The sequence below is a fragment of the Aeromonas sp. JL9 genome, assembly GCF_024436075.1.
GTDB classification, from domain to species: Bacteria; Pseudomonadota; Gammaproteobacteria; order Enterobacterales; family Aeromonadaceae; genus Aeromonas; species Aeromonas veronii.
On the sequence record NZ_JANFNV010000007.1, the window covers coordinates 103,256 to 117,768 of the forward strand.

Below are 14,513 nucleotides of genomic sequence, written 5' to 3' on the forward strand. Positions count from 1 at the left end.
GTGCTTAAACCGCCGGCTCGGCCAGCGGTTTTGGCTTGCTGCGGGCCATGGCGATGAGCGGCAGGACGATGCAGATACAGCCCAGCAGCAGCGGCAGGCCCGGCTGCTCGTCAAACAGCCACACCCCGATGGCCACCGCCATCAGCAGACCGGTGTACTCCGCCGAGGCGATCTTGCTCGCCTCCGCCTTGCGATAGGCCACCACGCACAATCCTGCATAGACCATGATCAGCGCCGAAGAACCGAAGGCGGGCCACCACATCTGCCACTGCCAGTCGCCCCCTTCCCACAATGCCAGCGCCAGAATAAAGGGCATGCTCAGCACGTTGGTGAAAAACAGGGTCTGGGCGATGGGCTGCTTGAGCGGGAGCCGCTTGATCAGCAGATTGTTGAGCGCCATCGACAGCGCCACCCCGAGCGCCGCCAGCGCGGCCCAGTTCACTTCGGTAGGGCGCAGCACGATCAGTACCCCGATAAAGCCGATCAGCGCGGTCAGCACCTTCTGGCGCGAGATCGCTTCCCCCGCCATCCACACCGCCAGCGGCACCATCATCAGGGGGGCGGCATAGAAGAGGGCATTGGCGGTAGCGAGTGGCAAGCGGGTGAGGGCCACCACCATCAGGCAGACGCCGACCGCCCAGATATGGGCCCGCAGCAGGTGCCACTTGATGGCCACCGGCGGGTTGCGGCGCCATGACCAGAGCAGCCAGGGCATCAGCAGAATAGCGGCCGAGAGCTGGCGGAAAAAGACAAACTGGAAGATGGGCTGATCCGGCTCCAGCACCTTGACCAGCGCATCGGAAAAAACCGCCACCATATTGCCCAGCACCAGATAAAGGATGCCGATCCCTACTGCATTCATACCACCTCCCACTTCAGATGAGCGGAGGGTAGCGTGCCGGTTGATATCCAGTAAAATGATAAAAAATGACCACTCATGAGATATTTAGATAATGAAGCTTCCTCCTCTGCGTGCGGTGCAATATTTCGAGGTAGTGGCCCGGCTGCTCAGCTTCTCCCGCGCCGCCCTTGAATTGAACGTCAGCCAGAGTGCGGTCAGCCACCAGATCCGCCTGCTGGAGGATTTTCTGGGTGAGCGCTTGCTGCTGCGTCAGGGTCGGCTGCTCTCGCTGACAACCCAGGGGGAGAGCTACTTCGAAGGGATTGCCGCCGGGCTCAGCCAGATTGCTCAGAGCAGCGAACAGCTGCGCGGGGGCGGCGAGATGCGGGTCCGGCTCGCAGTCTACAGCTCGTTTGCGGTGAAGTGGCTGATCCCGCGGTTGGCGGGATTGCGCCAACTCTACCCCGAGCTGGATTTGAGTCTGGAGATGGTGGCGGAAGATCCCGAACTTTCCGATCGGGTGGCGGATTGCTTTATCACCGTCTCACCCCACGGACGGGGCTACTGTCACGATCTTATCTATCAGGAGCGGCTCTTTCCGGTCTGCAGTCGCCGCCTGTTGCAGCAGATCAGCGGGGAGTGGCCTGAGGCCATCTGGCAGTTGCCGCTGCTCTCGGTGCAGTCCATCTACAAGGCGCGGGGGGAGGATTGGCAGCGCTGGGCCAAGGCGGGTGGCTTGGTGATCCCTGACGAGGCGCGGATGCACCATTTCAGCCATGTGCTGCTGGCGATGGAGGCGGCGGCCTGGGATCAGGGGGTGGCATTTGTGAATGACTACATGCTACGGCCCGATGATCCCCAGCTGGTGGCCTTGCCGGTACACCAGCTGGAGACGGGGGATGCCTTCTACTTCACCTGCAAGCGCTCCCGGGCCCATGAGCCCGCCATCAGCCGGTTGCGCCAGTGGCTGATGATGGAGACACGCCAGAGCATGCCGTTGTAATTGCTCGGGTTATCAGGCTTTCTTGAACTGGCTCAGCACAAACAGGCTGGTGGCGCAGACAACCACTGAGGGGCCTGCCGGAGTATCTTGATACCAGGAGAGGGTCAATCCACCCAGCACGGCGAGACAGCCAATCAGCGCGGCAAAGCCGGCCATCTGCTCCGGCGTCTGGCTGAAGCGGCGGGCGGTGGCGGCGGGGATGATCAGCAGGGAGGTGATGATCAGCGCGCCGACAAACTTCATCGCCACGGCGATCACCAGTCCGATCAGCAGCATCAATACGCAGCGCAGCACATCGACCCGGATCCCCTCGACTCGTGCCAGCTCTTCCGAGATGGTCATGGAGAGCAGGGGATCCCACAATCGCCACAGGGTGAGCAGCACCAGCGCGCCACCGCCGTAGATCCAGAGCAGATCTATCGGTTGTACCGAGAGCAGGTCGCCGAACAGGTAGGCCATCAGATCCACCCGCACGTTATCCATAAAACTCAAGGTAACCAGACCGAGGGACAGGGCACTGTGGGCCAGAATGCCGAGCAGGGTATCGGTCGCCACTTGCTGGTTGCGACTCATGATCACCAGCAGCATCGCCATGGCGAGGCAGCAGACCACTACCGCCAGGGTGAGATCGACCTGCAGCAGGATGCCCAGCGCGATGCCAAACAGACAGGCATGGGAGAGGGTGTCGCCAAAATAGGCCATCTTGCGCCATACCACGAAGCTGCCGAGGGGGCCGGCCAGCAGGGCGATGCCGAGACCGGCCGCGAGGGCGTATAACAGAAAGCTGTCCACTTGAATGTCCTGTTGCTTGCGCTATTTGCTGTGAGCGTTGTTGCGAGAGGGCAGGCGGATGACGGGGGCCTGCGGTTCATGATGATGGTGTTCGCCATCGCAGTGGTGGTGGTGGGTATAGACCGCCAGCACCTCCTGCTCCGGTCGCCCGAACAGACGGGCAAATTCGGGGTGGCGGGCCACGCTTTCCGGCTCGCCATGACAGCAGACGTGGCGATTGAGGCAGATCACCTCGTGGGTGCTGGCCATCACCAGATGCAGATCGTGGGAGACCATCAGCACGGCGCAATTAAATTCGGCGGCGAGCTGGCCGATCAGGGCGTAGAGCTCGATCTGGCCAGTGATGTCCACGCCTTGAACCGGCTCGTCCAGCACCAGCAGCTCGGGCTTGACCAGCAGGGCGCGAGCCAGCAGCACACGCTGCATCTCGCCGCCGGAGAGTTTTTGCATCCGGTTTTCCAGCAATCCCTCTGCGCCAACCCGGGCCAGTGCCTCCTCGATGGAGAGGCGGCTATTTTTGCCCAGTTGCAGGAAGCGGCGCACCGTCAGCGGCAGGGTGGGATCCAGATAGAGGCGCTGTGGCACATAGCCGACTCTCAGATCGCGGCTGCGGGTGATCTTGCCCGAATCCGGGGTGAGCAGACCCAGCACCAGCTTGCTCAGGGTGCTCTTGCCCGCCCCGTTGGGGCCGACGAGCGTGGTGATTTTGCCTTTATTGAGGGTAAAGGAGACCTTGTCGAGCACAGAGCGTCCATCAAACGAGAGAGAGACCTCTTTCAGCTCTACCAGTTGGCTCATGACAACTCCGGGGTTTACAGCCAGTGAGAGTTATAATATAACAAAAAGCGGCTGTTATATTATCACATACTCACCCCCTGACGAGATTCACCAATGAGAATTATTGCGCTTTTCACTGCCCTGCTGGCGGTGAGTTTGCCTGTTCGTGCCATTGAGGTACTGACCACCATCAAGCCCCTTGGCTTCATCGCTGCGGCGATCACTGACGGCGTGAGTGAGCCCAAGGTATTGTTGCCGACCGGCGCCTCTCCCCACGATTTCTCCCTGCGCCCGTCCGATATTCGCAGCATCAACAGTGCTGGGCTGGTGGTGTGGGTTGGCCCCGAGCTGGAAGGGTTTATGGCCAAGCCGCTGGCCAATCATCCCCATGCTTTGGCCCTGACTCAGGTTGAGGGAATGCCGCTGTTCAACTACGCGACTCAGGATAGTCATGACTCCCATGACCATGATGATCACGATCATGCCGCCCACGAGCACGGTAACCATGATCATGATGAAGGGCATGAGGGACATCATCACGAAGGGGTCGATCCCCATATCTGGCTTGGTCCGACGCAGGCCAAAGTGATTGCCAAGGCGATCGCAAGTGAATTGGGCAAGCTGGATCCGGCCAATCAGGCTCGCTATGACGCCAACCTCGCGGCATTTGATACCAAGGTGGATGCCAAAGACAAGGTGATTGCTGGTCAGATGAAGGCGGTGAATGAGAAGGGGTACTTTGTCTTCCACGAGGCGTATGGTTACTGGGAGCGCCACTACGGCATGAGTTCAAAAGGTCACTTTACCGTGAGCCCTGAGCGTCGCCCGGGCGCCAAGACCCTGGTGGATATCCGCAAGGCACTGGAAGAGAAGCAGGCGAGCTGCATTTATGCCGAGCCGCAATTCTCACCGGCTGTGATCGAATCGGTGGCACGCAATACCGGCGCCAAGGTACTGTTGCTGGATGAGGTGGGTGAACAGGTGCCACTCGGCCCGGATGGTTATCCCCAATTCATGCAACAACTGGCAGACGCATTTGCCCAGTGTCGCTGATCGCCTGCTGAGCCTCTCATCCGGAGGGACTATACTGACCTCCAGCATCTGACATGGAGTGTCCGGTATGAAATGGTTGTTGATCCCGGTCTGCACGTTGGCGCTATGTTGCGCCAACGTGCAGGCTTCGCGTCTTTCCGAATATATTGCCAGTCCGGATCTGCGGGCCAAGCTACAGGAAGTGTATGGTGGCCGGGCCATCCAGCGGGCCGAGGCATTCTCTCGCCTGCTCACTCCCAGAGCGGGAACCACGGATCAGCAGAAGATCGAGCTGGTGAACAACTACTTCAACAATCTCACCTACAGTGAAGACCCCAAGCTGTGGGGAGATGAGGATTACTGGGCCAATCCGCTGGAGTTCATCGGTGCCCGAGGTGGGGATTGCGAGGATTACAGCATCTCCAAGTACTACACCCTGATGGAGCTGGGGGTGGATGAGAAGAAGCTGCGGCTGGCCTACGTCAAGGCGGTGCGTTACAACCAGTTCCACATGGTGACGCTCTACTTCCCGACACCCAAGGCTGACCCACTGGTGCTCGACAACATCAACAGCCGGATCCTGCCGGGCAGCAAGCGTACCGATCTCATTCCCGTTTACAGTTTCGATGCCAAAAGCATCTGGATCATGAAGTCACGGCGGGAAGGAACGCTGGCGGGGAGTGCCGATCGGTTGGCGCAGTGGACATCGATGAAGACCCGTTTCTCCAGCGAGCAACTGCGCTCTCCTCGTCGTCAGTTATAGCTTGCCCGCCGCCTTCAACTCATCGAAATATTTCGCCGCGCCCGGATGCTGTTCAATACTCAGCACCGGGCCGGTTTTATTGCGTGCCCGGTGAAACATATTGGCGTAGCCATAAGTCTGCTCATTGAACTTGGTCTGCTGGGTCAGCATGGCCTTGGTCAGACGATAGACAGACTCTTCCGGCATGCTGGCATTGGTAACCAGGGTGGCGGCAATGGCAAAGGTGGGAGTTGCCTTCAGATTGCCGGGGTAGATACGAGCGGGCACCTGACTACGTTGGTAATATTTGACCCCTTTGAGTAGCTGATCACGGGTGGCCCCATCGATGGGGAGGAAACTGACCGCGCAGCGTTTGGCGGTGTCGAGCACAATCCGGTTAGGATGCCCCATCACCAGTGCAAATGCGTCGATCTGCTTGCTGCAGAGCGCATCCGGCAGGTTGGCCATGCTCTTCAGATCGAGATCCTGCTCTTTCGCTCCCAAGATGTTGAACAGGGTCAGCGCCGTTTGGCGGGTTCCCGAGTTCTTCAACCCCATGTCGATGGGGGCGAGCTTGAGCTGCTCCAGTGATGTGATATCGCCGTCGGCACGGATCACTATGGTGAATGGCTCGGCATGGGTGGCAAACAGGGCGCGCAGCTCAGGTTGCGGCTGGGTGGTAAAAGGGCCCAAGCCCCGACTTGCCTGATATAGCCAGTCTGACTGCACCATGGCGTAGGAGGTCTCGCCACTCTTCAGCCGCTTCAGGTTTTCTATTGAACCCGATGAGCTCTGCAATGTGCACGCAAGTTGCTCATCGACCTCATGGGCCAGACGGCAAAACTCTTTGGTTATCTGGTGATAAATCCCCTGCTCACCCCCGGTGGTGATAGTGACGGTTTCAGCCATCAGGCCGGGTTGCCACAGTAGGGGCAACAGCATGGCGAGCTTCTTCATGATTGCGCCTCCTTGGCATAACCATCGATACCCCAGGTCCGCAGTTTGTCGATGTCGCGACACTCTCCCGATTCTGCCAGCAGGGTATAACCGGCGGCATGCATGGTTTGGGAGAGCAGATTCCAGTAGAGCGGCGCATCGGTCAGCTGACAGCTGATAAAGATGGGATTGAGCGGGTCAAGTTGATTGAAGGTATCCGCATTGAGGGGAATGGCGCTGAAGGCGAGCTCACACCCCTGTTCCTGCAACGCGGCCAAGGTAGACTGGCCGTGGGCGGGGAATGTGGCTACATCCCAGCGCCAATCCAGTGTTTTTCCTCGACCCTGGCTTAGCAGAGGGGCGATCTCGGACCATTGCGGATGATTGAGTAGGGAGAGGGGCAGCAAGACCCCTTCTATATGAGAGTGCTGCCACTGTTGCAGGGCGCTCTGGACGGTCGCGAGATCGCTGTCGGTTCCGAGGTGCTGACTGGGCAAGAAACGCTGATAGAGCGTGATCTCCCCTTGTGTGGAGACAAATTTTTGCAGTTGCCCGCCTTCCGGCAGTGGGCTCACTCCTTGCAGCGGCTGTGGGGTCGTCAGTGGCAGCTGTTTTCCCAGTTGGGTGATTTTGAGTCGTTGTTGCAGCAGATCCCGTTTGCGTTCGGAAACCAATTGGTTGATGGAAAGTGCCACCTCTTTAAGGTCTTGCAACCAGGGGGTGGGCAGGGTGCTGTTGAACTGGTGTTTACGGATGCGGATCAGCTGCAGGTTGATCTGTTCCAGGGGCTGCAGCAGGCGTTTGCACACCAGGGAGATGATCAGGGTAAATACGATGAGGCCCGCCAGCAGCGCCAGACCGGTGCGGCTGATGGCATTCCACAGATGCTGATAGGCGTAGCCGCTATGCCCCTCAAGGGTCAGAGTGCCCAGCATGCGCCAGCCATCGGTCAACTCTTGCTCAATCTTGACGGGCGGCATGCCGATAACCGAGGGAAGCCAGCCGGGGACATTTTGCTGGGTAGAGTGGAAGACCTTCTGAAACAGCAGCTGGCCATCGGGATCGATCAGGGTGACCGAGCTGACGAAGCCGCCATCGAACATGGCATTGACGATGGTCTCGGCCAGCACATTGTCGTCATTGAGCAGGGTTCCTTGCAGCACCAGCCCGAGAGCGGTGATGGCGGTTTCCAGGTTGGCTGACATCTGGTCGAGGATGGATTGGCGGACCGTCGTGACTTCCAGCGCAAACAGCAGCGCTGCACCGATCAGGAACAGGACGACAATTATTCTGATTAACAGTTTTGCTAACGACATGTCCACTCCATGGAAAAGTTATCGCAACATTTCGGGTTTCTATTCAATATCGAATCCGACCCGGTTCTTAAAAATAGGAAAAAATGGTTAAAAAAGACGATCATTTCTGCCCATCAGGGCAGGTTATGCATAAAATGTGAGGTTCATGCAGATTGTGATGAACTATTTGTAACTATTTTTGTCCAAAAAACAGTTTTATACGGTTTTGTCACAACTGACATCGCAACTCACACTCTTTAGATCTAAATACAGGATAGCGGATGAAACGTCTCCGTCCCTTGGTAGTACAGGCTGCCAATTGGGAACCACCGGTTCCCCGCAAACACTTTTACGCCATGCTGATGCTGACGGCCATGACCCTGTCAGCAGTGGCATTATTGCCAGCTCCGGGTGACATCCTCGAGCGGCCGCTGCGTCTTGAGTTGCCCATTGATACCGCTGGTACGGCAACCAACGAAAACAACACCGACTTTAACGAAATCCCCGATCACGAACTGGTTGATCAGAGTGCGCCGGATGACGACATCCCGGTCGATACCTCCCCCCAGTGGCAGGATTACCGGGTTCGCAACGGCGAAAACCTGACCGCTATTTTTAACAATCTCGGTCTATCCACCACCACCCTCTACAAGGTGCTGGACGCGGACAACAAGAACTATCTGGCGCGCCTCAAGCCGGGCCAGAATATCGAGCTGCTGATCGATCAGGACAACATCCTGCAGCAACTCAAGATCCGCCTGAACATCAAGCAGACGCTGGTGATGGCGCGCAGTGACGATGCCTACAGCGCCTCCATGATCAATGAGAAGGTCGAGTGGCAACCGCAGCGTTACAACGGGGTGATCAACGGCAGCTTCTATGTCAGTGCCCGTAATGCGGGGATTCCGGCCAACCATATCCAGAAAATTGCCAACCTGTTCCAGTGGCGGATGAATTTCGCCAAGGATCTGCAGAAGGGCGACAAGTTCAAAGTGCTGGTGCGCCAGGAGACGGTGGAAGGCAAGAGCACGGGCAACAGCCAGCTGCTGGGTGTAGAAGTGACCAGCCAGGGCAAGACGGTATCGGCCTGGCTCTCTGATGACGGCAACTATTACGACGGTCAGGGCAACAGTCTGGAGCGCGGATTCCGCCGCTACCCGACCCACAGCCGCTATCGGATCAGTTCCAATTTCAACCCGGCGCGCAAACATCCGGTAACCGGTATGGTGCGTCCTCACGAGGGCACCGACTTCGCGGTACCGGTGGGCACGCCAGTGCTGGCGACTGGCGATGGTATCGTCCAGAAGGCAACCAGCCACCCGCTGGCAGGTACCTATGTCGTCATCAAGCATGGCCGTACTCTCTCTACCCGTTATCTGCACCTGAGCAAGCTGCTGGTCAAGACCGGTCAGCGAGTGAAGATGGGCGACAAGATCGGCCTCTCCGGCAACACAGGTCGTTCTACCGGTGCTCACCTGCACTACGAGCTGCGGATCAACAACCGCCCGGTCAATGCCATGACTGCCAAGCTGCCGATGGCTGAACCGCTCAGCGGCAAGGAGCGTCGTCAGTTCCTTGCCAAGGTGAAGAGCTACCGCAAGGAGCTGGCCGCGGGTTGATACCTGTCGTCACAGCCTGAAATGAAAGGCCCCGCCAGATTGGCGGGGCCTTTTTACATGCGCCGTGAGGGTCAATAACCCTTGTCGAAGTCGATCTTGCCATCCAGTGGCTGGCCATCGATAAAGCGGATGTAGTTGCGCACAAAGATCTGGGCCACATCATCCGGGAAGCTGTAGGCGCTGTTGTGGGGGGTGACGATGAGGTTGGGTTGGCCCCACAGTGGACTGTCGGCAGGCAGTGGTTCCTGCTCGAACACATCCAGCACCGCCATCGCCAGCTTGCCGGTGCGCAGTGCGGTGAGCAGATCGCCCGAGTGTACGGCGCTGCCACGGCCGACGTTGAACAGGATGGCGCCCGGTTTGCAGTGTTCGAAGCGGGCGGCATTGAACAGATGACGGGTATCGCGGGTGGCTGGCAGCACGCTGACGATGACATCGGCCTGCGCCAGCATCTTGTTGAGCGCAGGTAGTTGATAAACCTGATCAAACCCGGCCCGCTCCCGACCGCTGCGGCTGATGCCCAGCACCTTCATGCCAAAATGTTTGCCGGTATGGGCGATATGCTGGCCAATGCTGCCGGTCCCCAGGATCAGCATGGTGCGCCCCTTGAGGCCCTGATAGGGGTGGCTTTGCCACAGTCGCTGTTTCTGCTGCTCCCGATAAAGGGGAATCTGGCGCATCAGGCTGAGCAGATGACCAAAGACATACTCGCTCATCAGCGGGCCGAAGATGCCGCGTACATTGGTGAGCTGATAATCACGGCGACTGTCAGGGTCGAGCAGCACATCGACTCCCGCATAGGTGGACTGGAACCAGCTCAGCTTGTTGGCTTTGGGCAGCAGCGGTTTGGCACGGGCCGGTTCGGCCATCAGAATATGGGCTTCGCCGATCAGCTTCTCGGCATCGCTCTGGTTATCGGCCCGCAGAATGCGCAGATGGGGGAGATTGGCGGCCTTGAGCAGCCGTTCGTAGTGAGCATTATCCTGGCTGAGCAAAAGAAGGGTACGTTGGCTCATACTCTTGTTCCTTATCAGAATTTGCGGCGCAACAAGATGCCGCTCTCGACCCATCTTACCTGACTTCATATCGCAACATAGCCGACCAGGGCGCTTTTTCGTTTTCGCCGCGCCCCTCGTGGGCTACAATCTGCCCCACATTTTGCAAAGGATCCGACTCCAGTGTTTGGTGACAAGTTTTATAAGCGACTGGCCGAGCTACAGCCTTGGCAACAGACCGTCTACACCCTGGCGCTGGCAGAGCGCATGTACCCCAACTATGCCCTGTTCTGTCAGGCCTCCGGCTTTGGCAATGCTGGCGCTTTCCGGCATGCGCTGGATCAGATGTGGGTCTACCTCACCGTCAAGGGATCCCGGGTCAATCTGGGTGCCATTCTCGAAGAGTTCGAGTCTCACATTCCGGATCCCCGCAAGTTTGAATCCTACGGTGCCTATCCGGCGCTTGATGCCTGTGTTGCGCTGGGCTGCGCCTACAACTCGGTGATCTGCCGGGTCGGCGAAGAGGCCAACGATGCCAGCCATGCGTCGGTCGGTACCGTGGCCGGTTTTATCGAGCTGCTGGAAGAGCGGGATCTGACCGAAGAAGAGCTTTACGAGCACGAGTACATGGAAGCTGAGCTGGAGTTCCAGGTTGAACTGCTTAAGCGGGTTGCCCATGAGCGCGACAGCGATCGTATCCTGGCCATCAGAGTATTCGCCTCTCAGGATGGCGTCTCCAATATCGGGATCAGTCTGGAAGAGTAATCCTCTGCGGCCCCTGATCGAAAAAAGCTCCCGTTCGGGTAAGTGCGCCTCGAACAAGCTGTTTTGGGGATTGTCTAGTGTGAAAAAATCCGAAACCAATTGATTTGGTTTCGGATTTTTTATTTTTATTGCACAGGCGATAGATTGACTGGCATGACGGGCTTTATGCCAACTGGCGTCGTTTTTTTATCTCTGCAATCGGCGGATGGCCGATTAGCTGGTGCTCTGGCGCACCTCGGCGGCGATCTGGTCGAGCAGCTGTTGCCAGCCCTGACCCAGTTCGTTCACCAGTGCGTTGTAGCCATCGGCCGGCAGTACCCGCTCCTGACGGAAGGGGGCATCGCGCAGCACGGTGCCATCTTCTGCCAGCAGGCGCCAGCGGCCGCTCAGCACGGCGCTGCCGTCATGACGGCCCTGAAAGCGCTCCACCAGAATGGTCAGCACCGGCCCCTTGCGGGCGCCATCCTGTCGCACCACCCAGCCCGGCAGGCGGGTGGAGAGGCCATTGAGGGTGAGCTGGTTGAGCTGATCGTCCAGCGCACCGGCCCAGCGATGGTACTCGGTGAAGTGCAGCTCTTGCCCTTCCAGCTGATAGACCAGACTGATCCGGTCGAGCTGGCTGGCCAGCGCCACCGGGCGCAGCACCAGCTGGTGCTGCGGTTGGGCCGGGGCCGTTACGGGTTGCTGGTTGTCGGCATCGAGCGAGTAGTAGTGCAGGCTTGGTTGGCTGCTGCAACCCGCCAGCAGGCCCAGCAGGGCCAGCGTCAGGATCTCTTTTTTCATTGTTTGCCTCGCTTGGGCTCAGGGTCCGATGGATGCGCGCGATCGAAGATCAGCGAGCTGGGCTGCTCGTTGAGGGAGTGCACCAGCGGCTGCAGTTCGCGCATCAACTGATTGAGGGTCTGCACCGACTGACGCAGATCCTGATTGGTCTGCGACTGGGCATCATAGGCCTGCAAGGTCTCCTGCAACTGCTTGAGGCTCTCGTTGAGCGAGGCGGGCAGCTGCTGGGTGGAATCCTTGGCGGTGAGCTTGTTCAGGTTGGCGCTGACTGCACTGATGTTCTTCAGGGTGCCATCCAAGGTGGTGAGTGACCCGTTGACCTTGGTCAGGGTGGTTGCCATGTCCATGTCGACAAACTTGTCGAGGATGAGGTTCACCTTGCGCTCGATCTGATCCAGCCCGCCCTGCACGGTGGGGAAGACCTGATAACCGGCCAGCTTGGCCTGTTCGAAACGTGGCGCGTCCGGATAGAAGTTGAGATCGATGATCTTGCCGCCGGTCAGCAGGCTCGAGGTCTTGAGGCTGGCACGCAACCCCTCCTTGAACTGCTTGCCGAACAGGGCACGCCATTGATCCTTCTCCGCCTTGGCATAGCGGTGGGAGAGGCGCTGCACCTCGATGCGGGCCAGCACCGGGATCTGGCGGCTCTTGAAGATCTGCACGCCCTTGTCCTCGATGAGGTAGGGGGCGGAGATGACGGTACCAACCCGAATGCCGCGATACTGCACCGCCGCGCCCGGGTGCAGGCCACCCACGTTGTCATCGAACAGGAAGACGTAGTCGATGAACTGATCCAGACTACCGGCCAGCACGCTCGCCTCATCCTGGAACAGGGTGAACCCTTCCATCTGTTTGACCGGCTCGCCAGGGGCCCAGCCGGGTGGCAGACCCATGGTGATGCCGCCATCGATCAGACTCTCCAGCGAATCCATCTTCACCTTCATCCCCTCGCTGCTCATGGAGACCTCGAAGCCCGGGGTCATCCAGAAGCGGGAGTTGCTGCTCACCAGAATGTCATAGGGGGCGTGGATGAAGATTTGATACTGCATCTCGCTCTTTTCCGGCAGGAACTTCGCCTCTTCCACCTGACCTATGGTGAAGCCCTGATAGTTGATGGGGGAGCCTTCCCCCAGCGCGCGGGTGTCGCGACTGCTGAGAGTGAGACGCAGCCCCTTGGCATCGAGGGAGGCGAGCGGCGGTTTGTCCAGCATGGCGTACTCGTCCCGCGCCCGACCTTTCTTGCCGGGGGCGAGCTCGATATAGGCGCCGGAGAGCAGGGTGCTCAGACCCGATACCCCTTCACGGCCCACTCTGGGCTTGACCACCCAGAACTGGCTGTCACCGCGCAGCATGCCGGAGGCGGCATTGGTCAGCCGTCCTTTCAGCACGGCATGGCTGTAGTCATCGCTCAGCTCGACGGCCTCGATACGGCCGACGTCCACTTCGCGGGAGCGGATCACCGTCTTGCCAGCGACTATGCCCTCGGCAGTGGCGACTGTCAGGGTGAAGCTGGGGCCTTGGGAGTACCAGTGCTGGAACAGCATCCAGAGACCGATGAACAGCGCCAGCAGGGGCACCATCCAGATTGCGGCGGCAGAGCTCAGAAAGTCAGAGCCCGGTTTCCACCTTTTTTTACGCTCACTCACGTTCGCGTTCTCCTTGTTGTAAATCCCAGATCAGGCGGGAGTCGAAACTCATGGCGGCGACCATGGTGATCAGCACTACACCTGCAAATGCGACGGCCGCAGGGCCGGGATAGATGGTCATCAGATTGTCGAGCCGGATCAGGCCCGCCAGAATGGCCACCACGAAGACGTCGATCATCGACCAGCGTCCGACAAATTCGGTCATGCGATAGAGTTTGAGCTTGCCGAGGGGGGAGGTGACATTGCCGCGCTGCACCATATAGCAAAGCCAGAATAGCGCCAGTATTTTCACCAGCGGCACCACCACGCTGGCGAAAAAGATCACCGCAGCTATGGGGTAGGAGCCCATGGCCCAGAGCAGCACCACACCGCCGAGGATGGTGGAGGGGCTGTCATCACCGAGAAACACCGTATCCATGATGGGATAGACGTTGGCCGGAATGTAGAGAATGGCGGAGGTAAACAGCAGCGCCCAGGTACGGTTCAGGCCGCCCGGCTTGCGGGCATGCAGCTTGCCGCCGCAGCGGGAGCAGCTGTGGCTGCCCACCTCGCTCAGGGCGCCACAGATATGGCAGCCCACCAGACCTGATTCCAGCGCGCCCGCTTCCGGGTCGATATCCCGCGCCTCGGTAGGGCCGAACAGCCGCTGCCACAGCCACATCTGATCCAGCGAGGAGATCATCTTGATGAGCAGCACGGTGTAACCGACGAAAGCCCAGAATGACAGCCCCATCTTGATGTCGGCCATCCCCATCAGCTTGACCAGCGAGATGAGCACCCCCACCAGAAAGACATCCACCATCAGCCAGGGTTTGATCCGGCAGAGCAGACGGCCGAGGGAGCGCAGGGCGTTGCTGTGCAGATCTTTATCGATCCGCCACAGCACCAGCATGATGGAGCCCATATAAACCAGCGGCAGGCCGATCAGGGTCAGGCTCAGTACCGCGCCGAGAAACAGATAGCCCTCATCCACCAGGGTGGTGATGCTCTGCAAAAAGGTCATCTCCTGGCCCACCCCTTTGGCCGAGAAGGACATAAAGGTAAAGGCATTGGCGAGCACGAACATGATGAGTGCCGCGAACCCGTAGGAGATCGGCAGCAACTCCTGCTGTGGCAGGTGGCGACTCAGGGTGTGTCCGCAACGGGGGCAGCAGCTGGCCTGTCCCACCTCGAGCGGTGTGGCCGGGATCAGCAGGTCACACTCTTCGCAGGCAGTGGCATCATGGACATAGGTGGTGTGGTGTTGGTGTGAAACCGGATGCAAGATAAAACCCCAGATAAGGCCCG

The 14,513-nt window shown here is 59.0% G+C and carries 14 protein-coding genes; 5 read left to right on the plus strand and 9 right to left on the minus strand.

Going from position 1 to position 14,513, the window contains the following annotated elements; translation table 11 throughout:
- Nucleotides 1-4: 4 nt before the first annotated feature.
- Complete coding sequence (locus NOM06_RS07790; RefSeq protein ID WP_255910939.1) at nt 5-862, minus strand: DMT family transporter; 858 nt, start codon at nt 860-862, stop codon at nt 5-7.
- Nucleotides 863-953: 91 nt separating this feature from the next.
- On the opposite strand from NOM06_RS07790, the gene NOM06_RS07795 reads away from it, so the two are divergent.
- Nucleotides 954-1,844: a LysR substrate-binding domain-containing protein gene (locus tag NOM06_RS07795; RefSeq protein WP_107682801.1), complete on the plus strand. Its 891-nt coding sequence runs from the start codon at nt 954-956 to the stop codon at nt 1,842-1,844.
- A 12-nt stretch (nt 1,845-1,856) separates the two neighbouring features.
- On the opposite strand, the gene znuB is transcribed toward NOM06_RS07795, so the two are convergent.
- Together znuB and znuC are read right to left on the minus strand one after the other, a co-directional pair.
- Nucleotides 1,857-2,636, minus strand: a complete 780-nt coding sequence (gene znuB, locus NOM06_RS07800) for a zinc ABC transporter permease subunit ZnuB (protein WP_158113567.1) — start codon at nt 2,634-2,636, stop codon at nt 1,857-1,859.
- 21 nt (nt 2,637-2,657) lie between these two features.
- Complete coding sequence (gene znuC / locus NOM06_RS07805) at nt 2,658-3,434, minus strand: zinc ABC transporter ATP-binding protein ZnuC (protein ID WP_005354861.1); 777 nt, start codon at nt 3,432-3,434, stop codon at nt 2,658-2,660.
- A 93-nt stretch (nt 3,435-3,527) separates the two neighbouring features.
- Here znuC and znuA point away from each other — a divergent pair, with 93 nt between their 5' ends.
- Nucleotides 3,528-4,466: a zinc ABC transporter substrate-binding protein ZnuA gene (znuA, locus tag NOM06_RS07810; protein WP_058057960.1), complete on the plus strand. Its 939-nt coding sequence runs from the start codon at nt 3,528-3,530 to the stop codon at nt 4,464-4,466.
- 67 nt (nt 4,467-4,533) lie between these two features.
- Nucleotides 4,534-5,208 (plus strand): transglutaminase-like cysteine peptidase, encoded by a 675-nt coding sequence (locus NOM06_RS07815; RefSeq protein ID WP_058057961.1) that lies wholly within the window; start codon nt 4,534-4,536, stop codon nt 5,206-5,208.
- Here the strand turns inward: NOM06_RS07815 and NOM06_RS07820 are convergent.
- Nucleotides 5,203-6,144: a TAXI family TRAP transporter solute-binding subunit gene (locus tag NOM06_RS07820; RefSeq protein WP_255910941.1), complete on the minus strand. Its 942-nt coding sequence runs from the start codon at nt 6,142-6,144 to the stop codon at nt 5,203-5,205. The genes NOM06_RS07815 and NOM06_RS07820 overlap by 6 nt on opposite strands.
- Nucleotides 6,141-7,439 carry a LapD/MoxY N-terminal periplasmic domain-containing protein gene (locus tag NOM06_RS07825; RefSeq protein ID WP_255910943.1) on the minus strand — a complete coding sequence of 433 codons (1,299 nt, stop codon included), beginning with the start codon at nt 7,437-7,439 and terminating at the stop codon, nt 6,141-6,143. Before NOM06_RS07825 ends, NOM06_RS07820 begins: the two co-directional genes overlap by 4 nt.
- A gap of 260 nt (nt 7,440-7,699) precedes the next feature.
- On the opposite strand from NOM06_RS07825, the gene mepM reads away from it, so the two are divergent.
- The gene (gene mepM / locus NOM06_RS07830; RefSeq protein WP_255910945.1) at nt 7,700-9,037 is read left to right on the plus strand and encodes a murein DD-endopeptidase MepM; all 1,338 of its coding nucleotides are present in this window, start codon (nt 7,700-7,702) and stop codon (nt 9,035-9,037) included.
- Between the two features lie 71 nt (nt 9,038-9,108).
- On the opposite strand, the gene NOM06_RS07835 is transcribed toward mepM, so the two are convergent.
- Entirely contained in the window at nt 9,109-10,053 is a 945-nt protein-coding gene (locus tag NOM06_RS07835) for a D-2-hydroxyacid dehydrogenase (RefSeq protein ID WP_005363043.1), read from the minus strand.
- A 162-nt stretch (nt 10,054-10,215) separates the two neighbouring features.
- Between NOM06_RS07835 and NOM06_RS07840 the strand changes: the two genes are divergently transcribed.
- Nucleotides 10,216-10,797 (plus strand): YjaG family protein, encoded by a 582-nt coding sequence (locus NOM06_RS07840; protein ID WP_005335839.1) that lies wholly within the window; start codon nt 10,216-10,218, stop codon nt 10,795-10,797.
- Between the two features lie 213 nt (nt 10,798-11,010).
- Here the strand turns inward: NOM06_RS07840 and NOM06_RS07845 are convergent, their stop codons facing one another.
- The 3 genes from NOM06_RS07845 to NOM06_RS07855 are packed head-to-tail and all read right to left on the minus strand — an operon-like array spanning nt 11,011 to nt 14,490.
- Nucleotides 11,011-11,580 (minus strand): membrane integrity-associated transporter subunit PqiC, encoded by a 570-nt coding sequence (locus tag NOM06_RS07845; RefSeq protein WP_255910947.1) that lies wholly within the window; start codon nt 11,578-11,580, stop codon nt 11,011-11,013.
- A complete protein-coding gene (gene pqiB / locus NOM06_RS07850; RefSeq protein ID WP_005335774.1) occupies nt 11,577-13,226 on the minus strand; it encodes an intermembrane transport protein PqiB in 1,650 nt (549 codons plus the stop codon). The genes NOM06_RS07845 and pqiB overlap by 4 nt, the downstream gene beginning before the upstream one ends.
- A complete protein-coding gene (locus NOM06_RS07855) occupies nt 13,219-14,490 on the minus strand; it encodes a paraquat-inducible protein A (RefSeq protein ID WP_139733551.1) in 1,272 nt (423 codons plus the stop codon). The genes pqiB and NOM06_RS07855 overlap by 8 nt, the downstream gene beginning before the upstream one ends.
- Between the last annotated feature and the right edge of the window lie 23 nt (nt 14,491-14,513).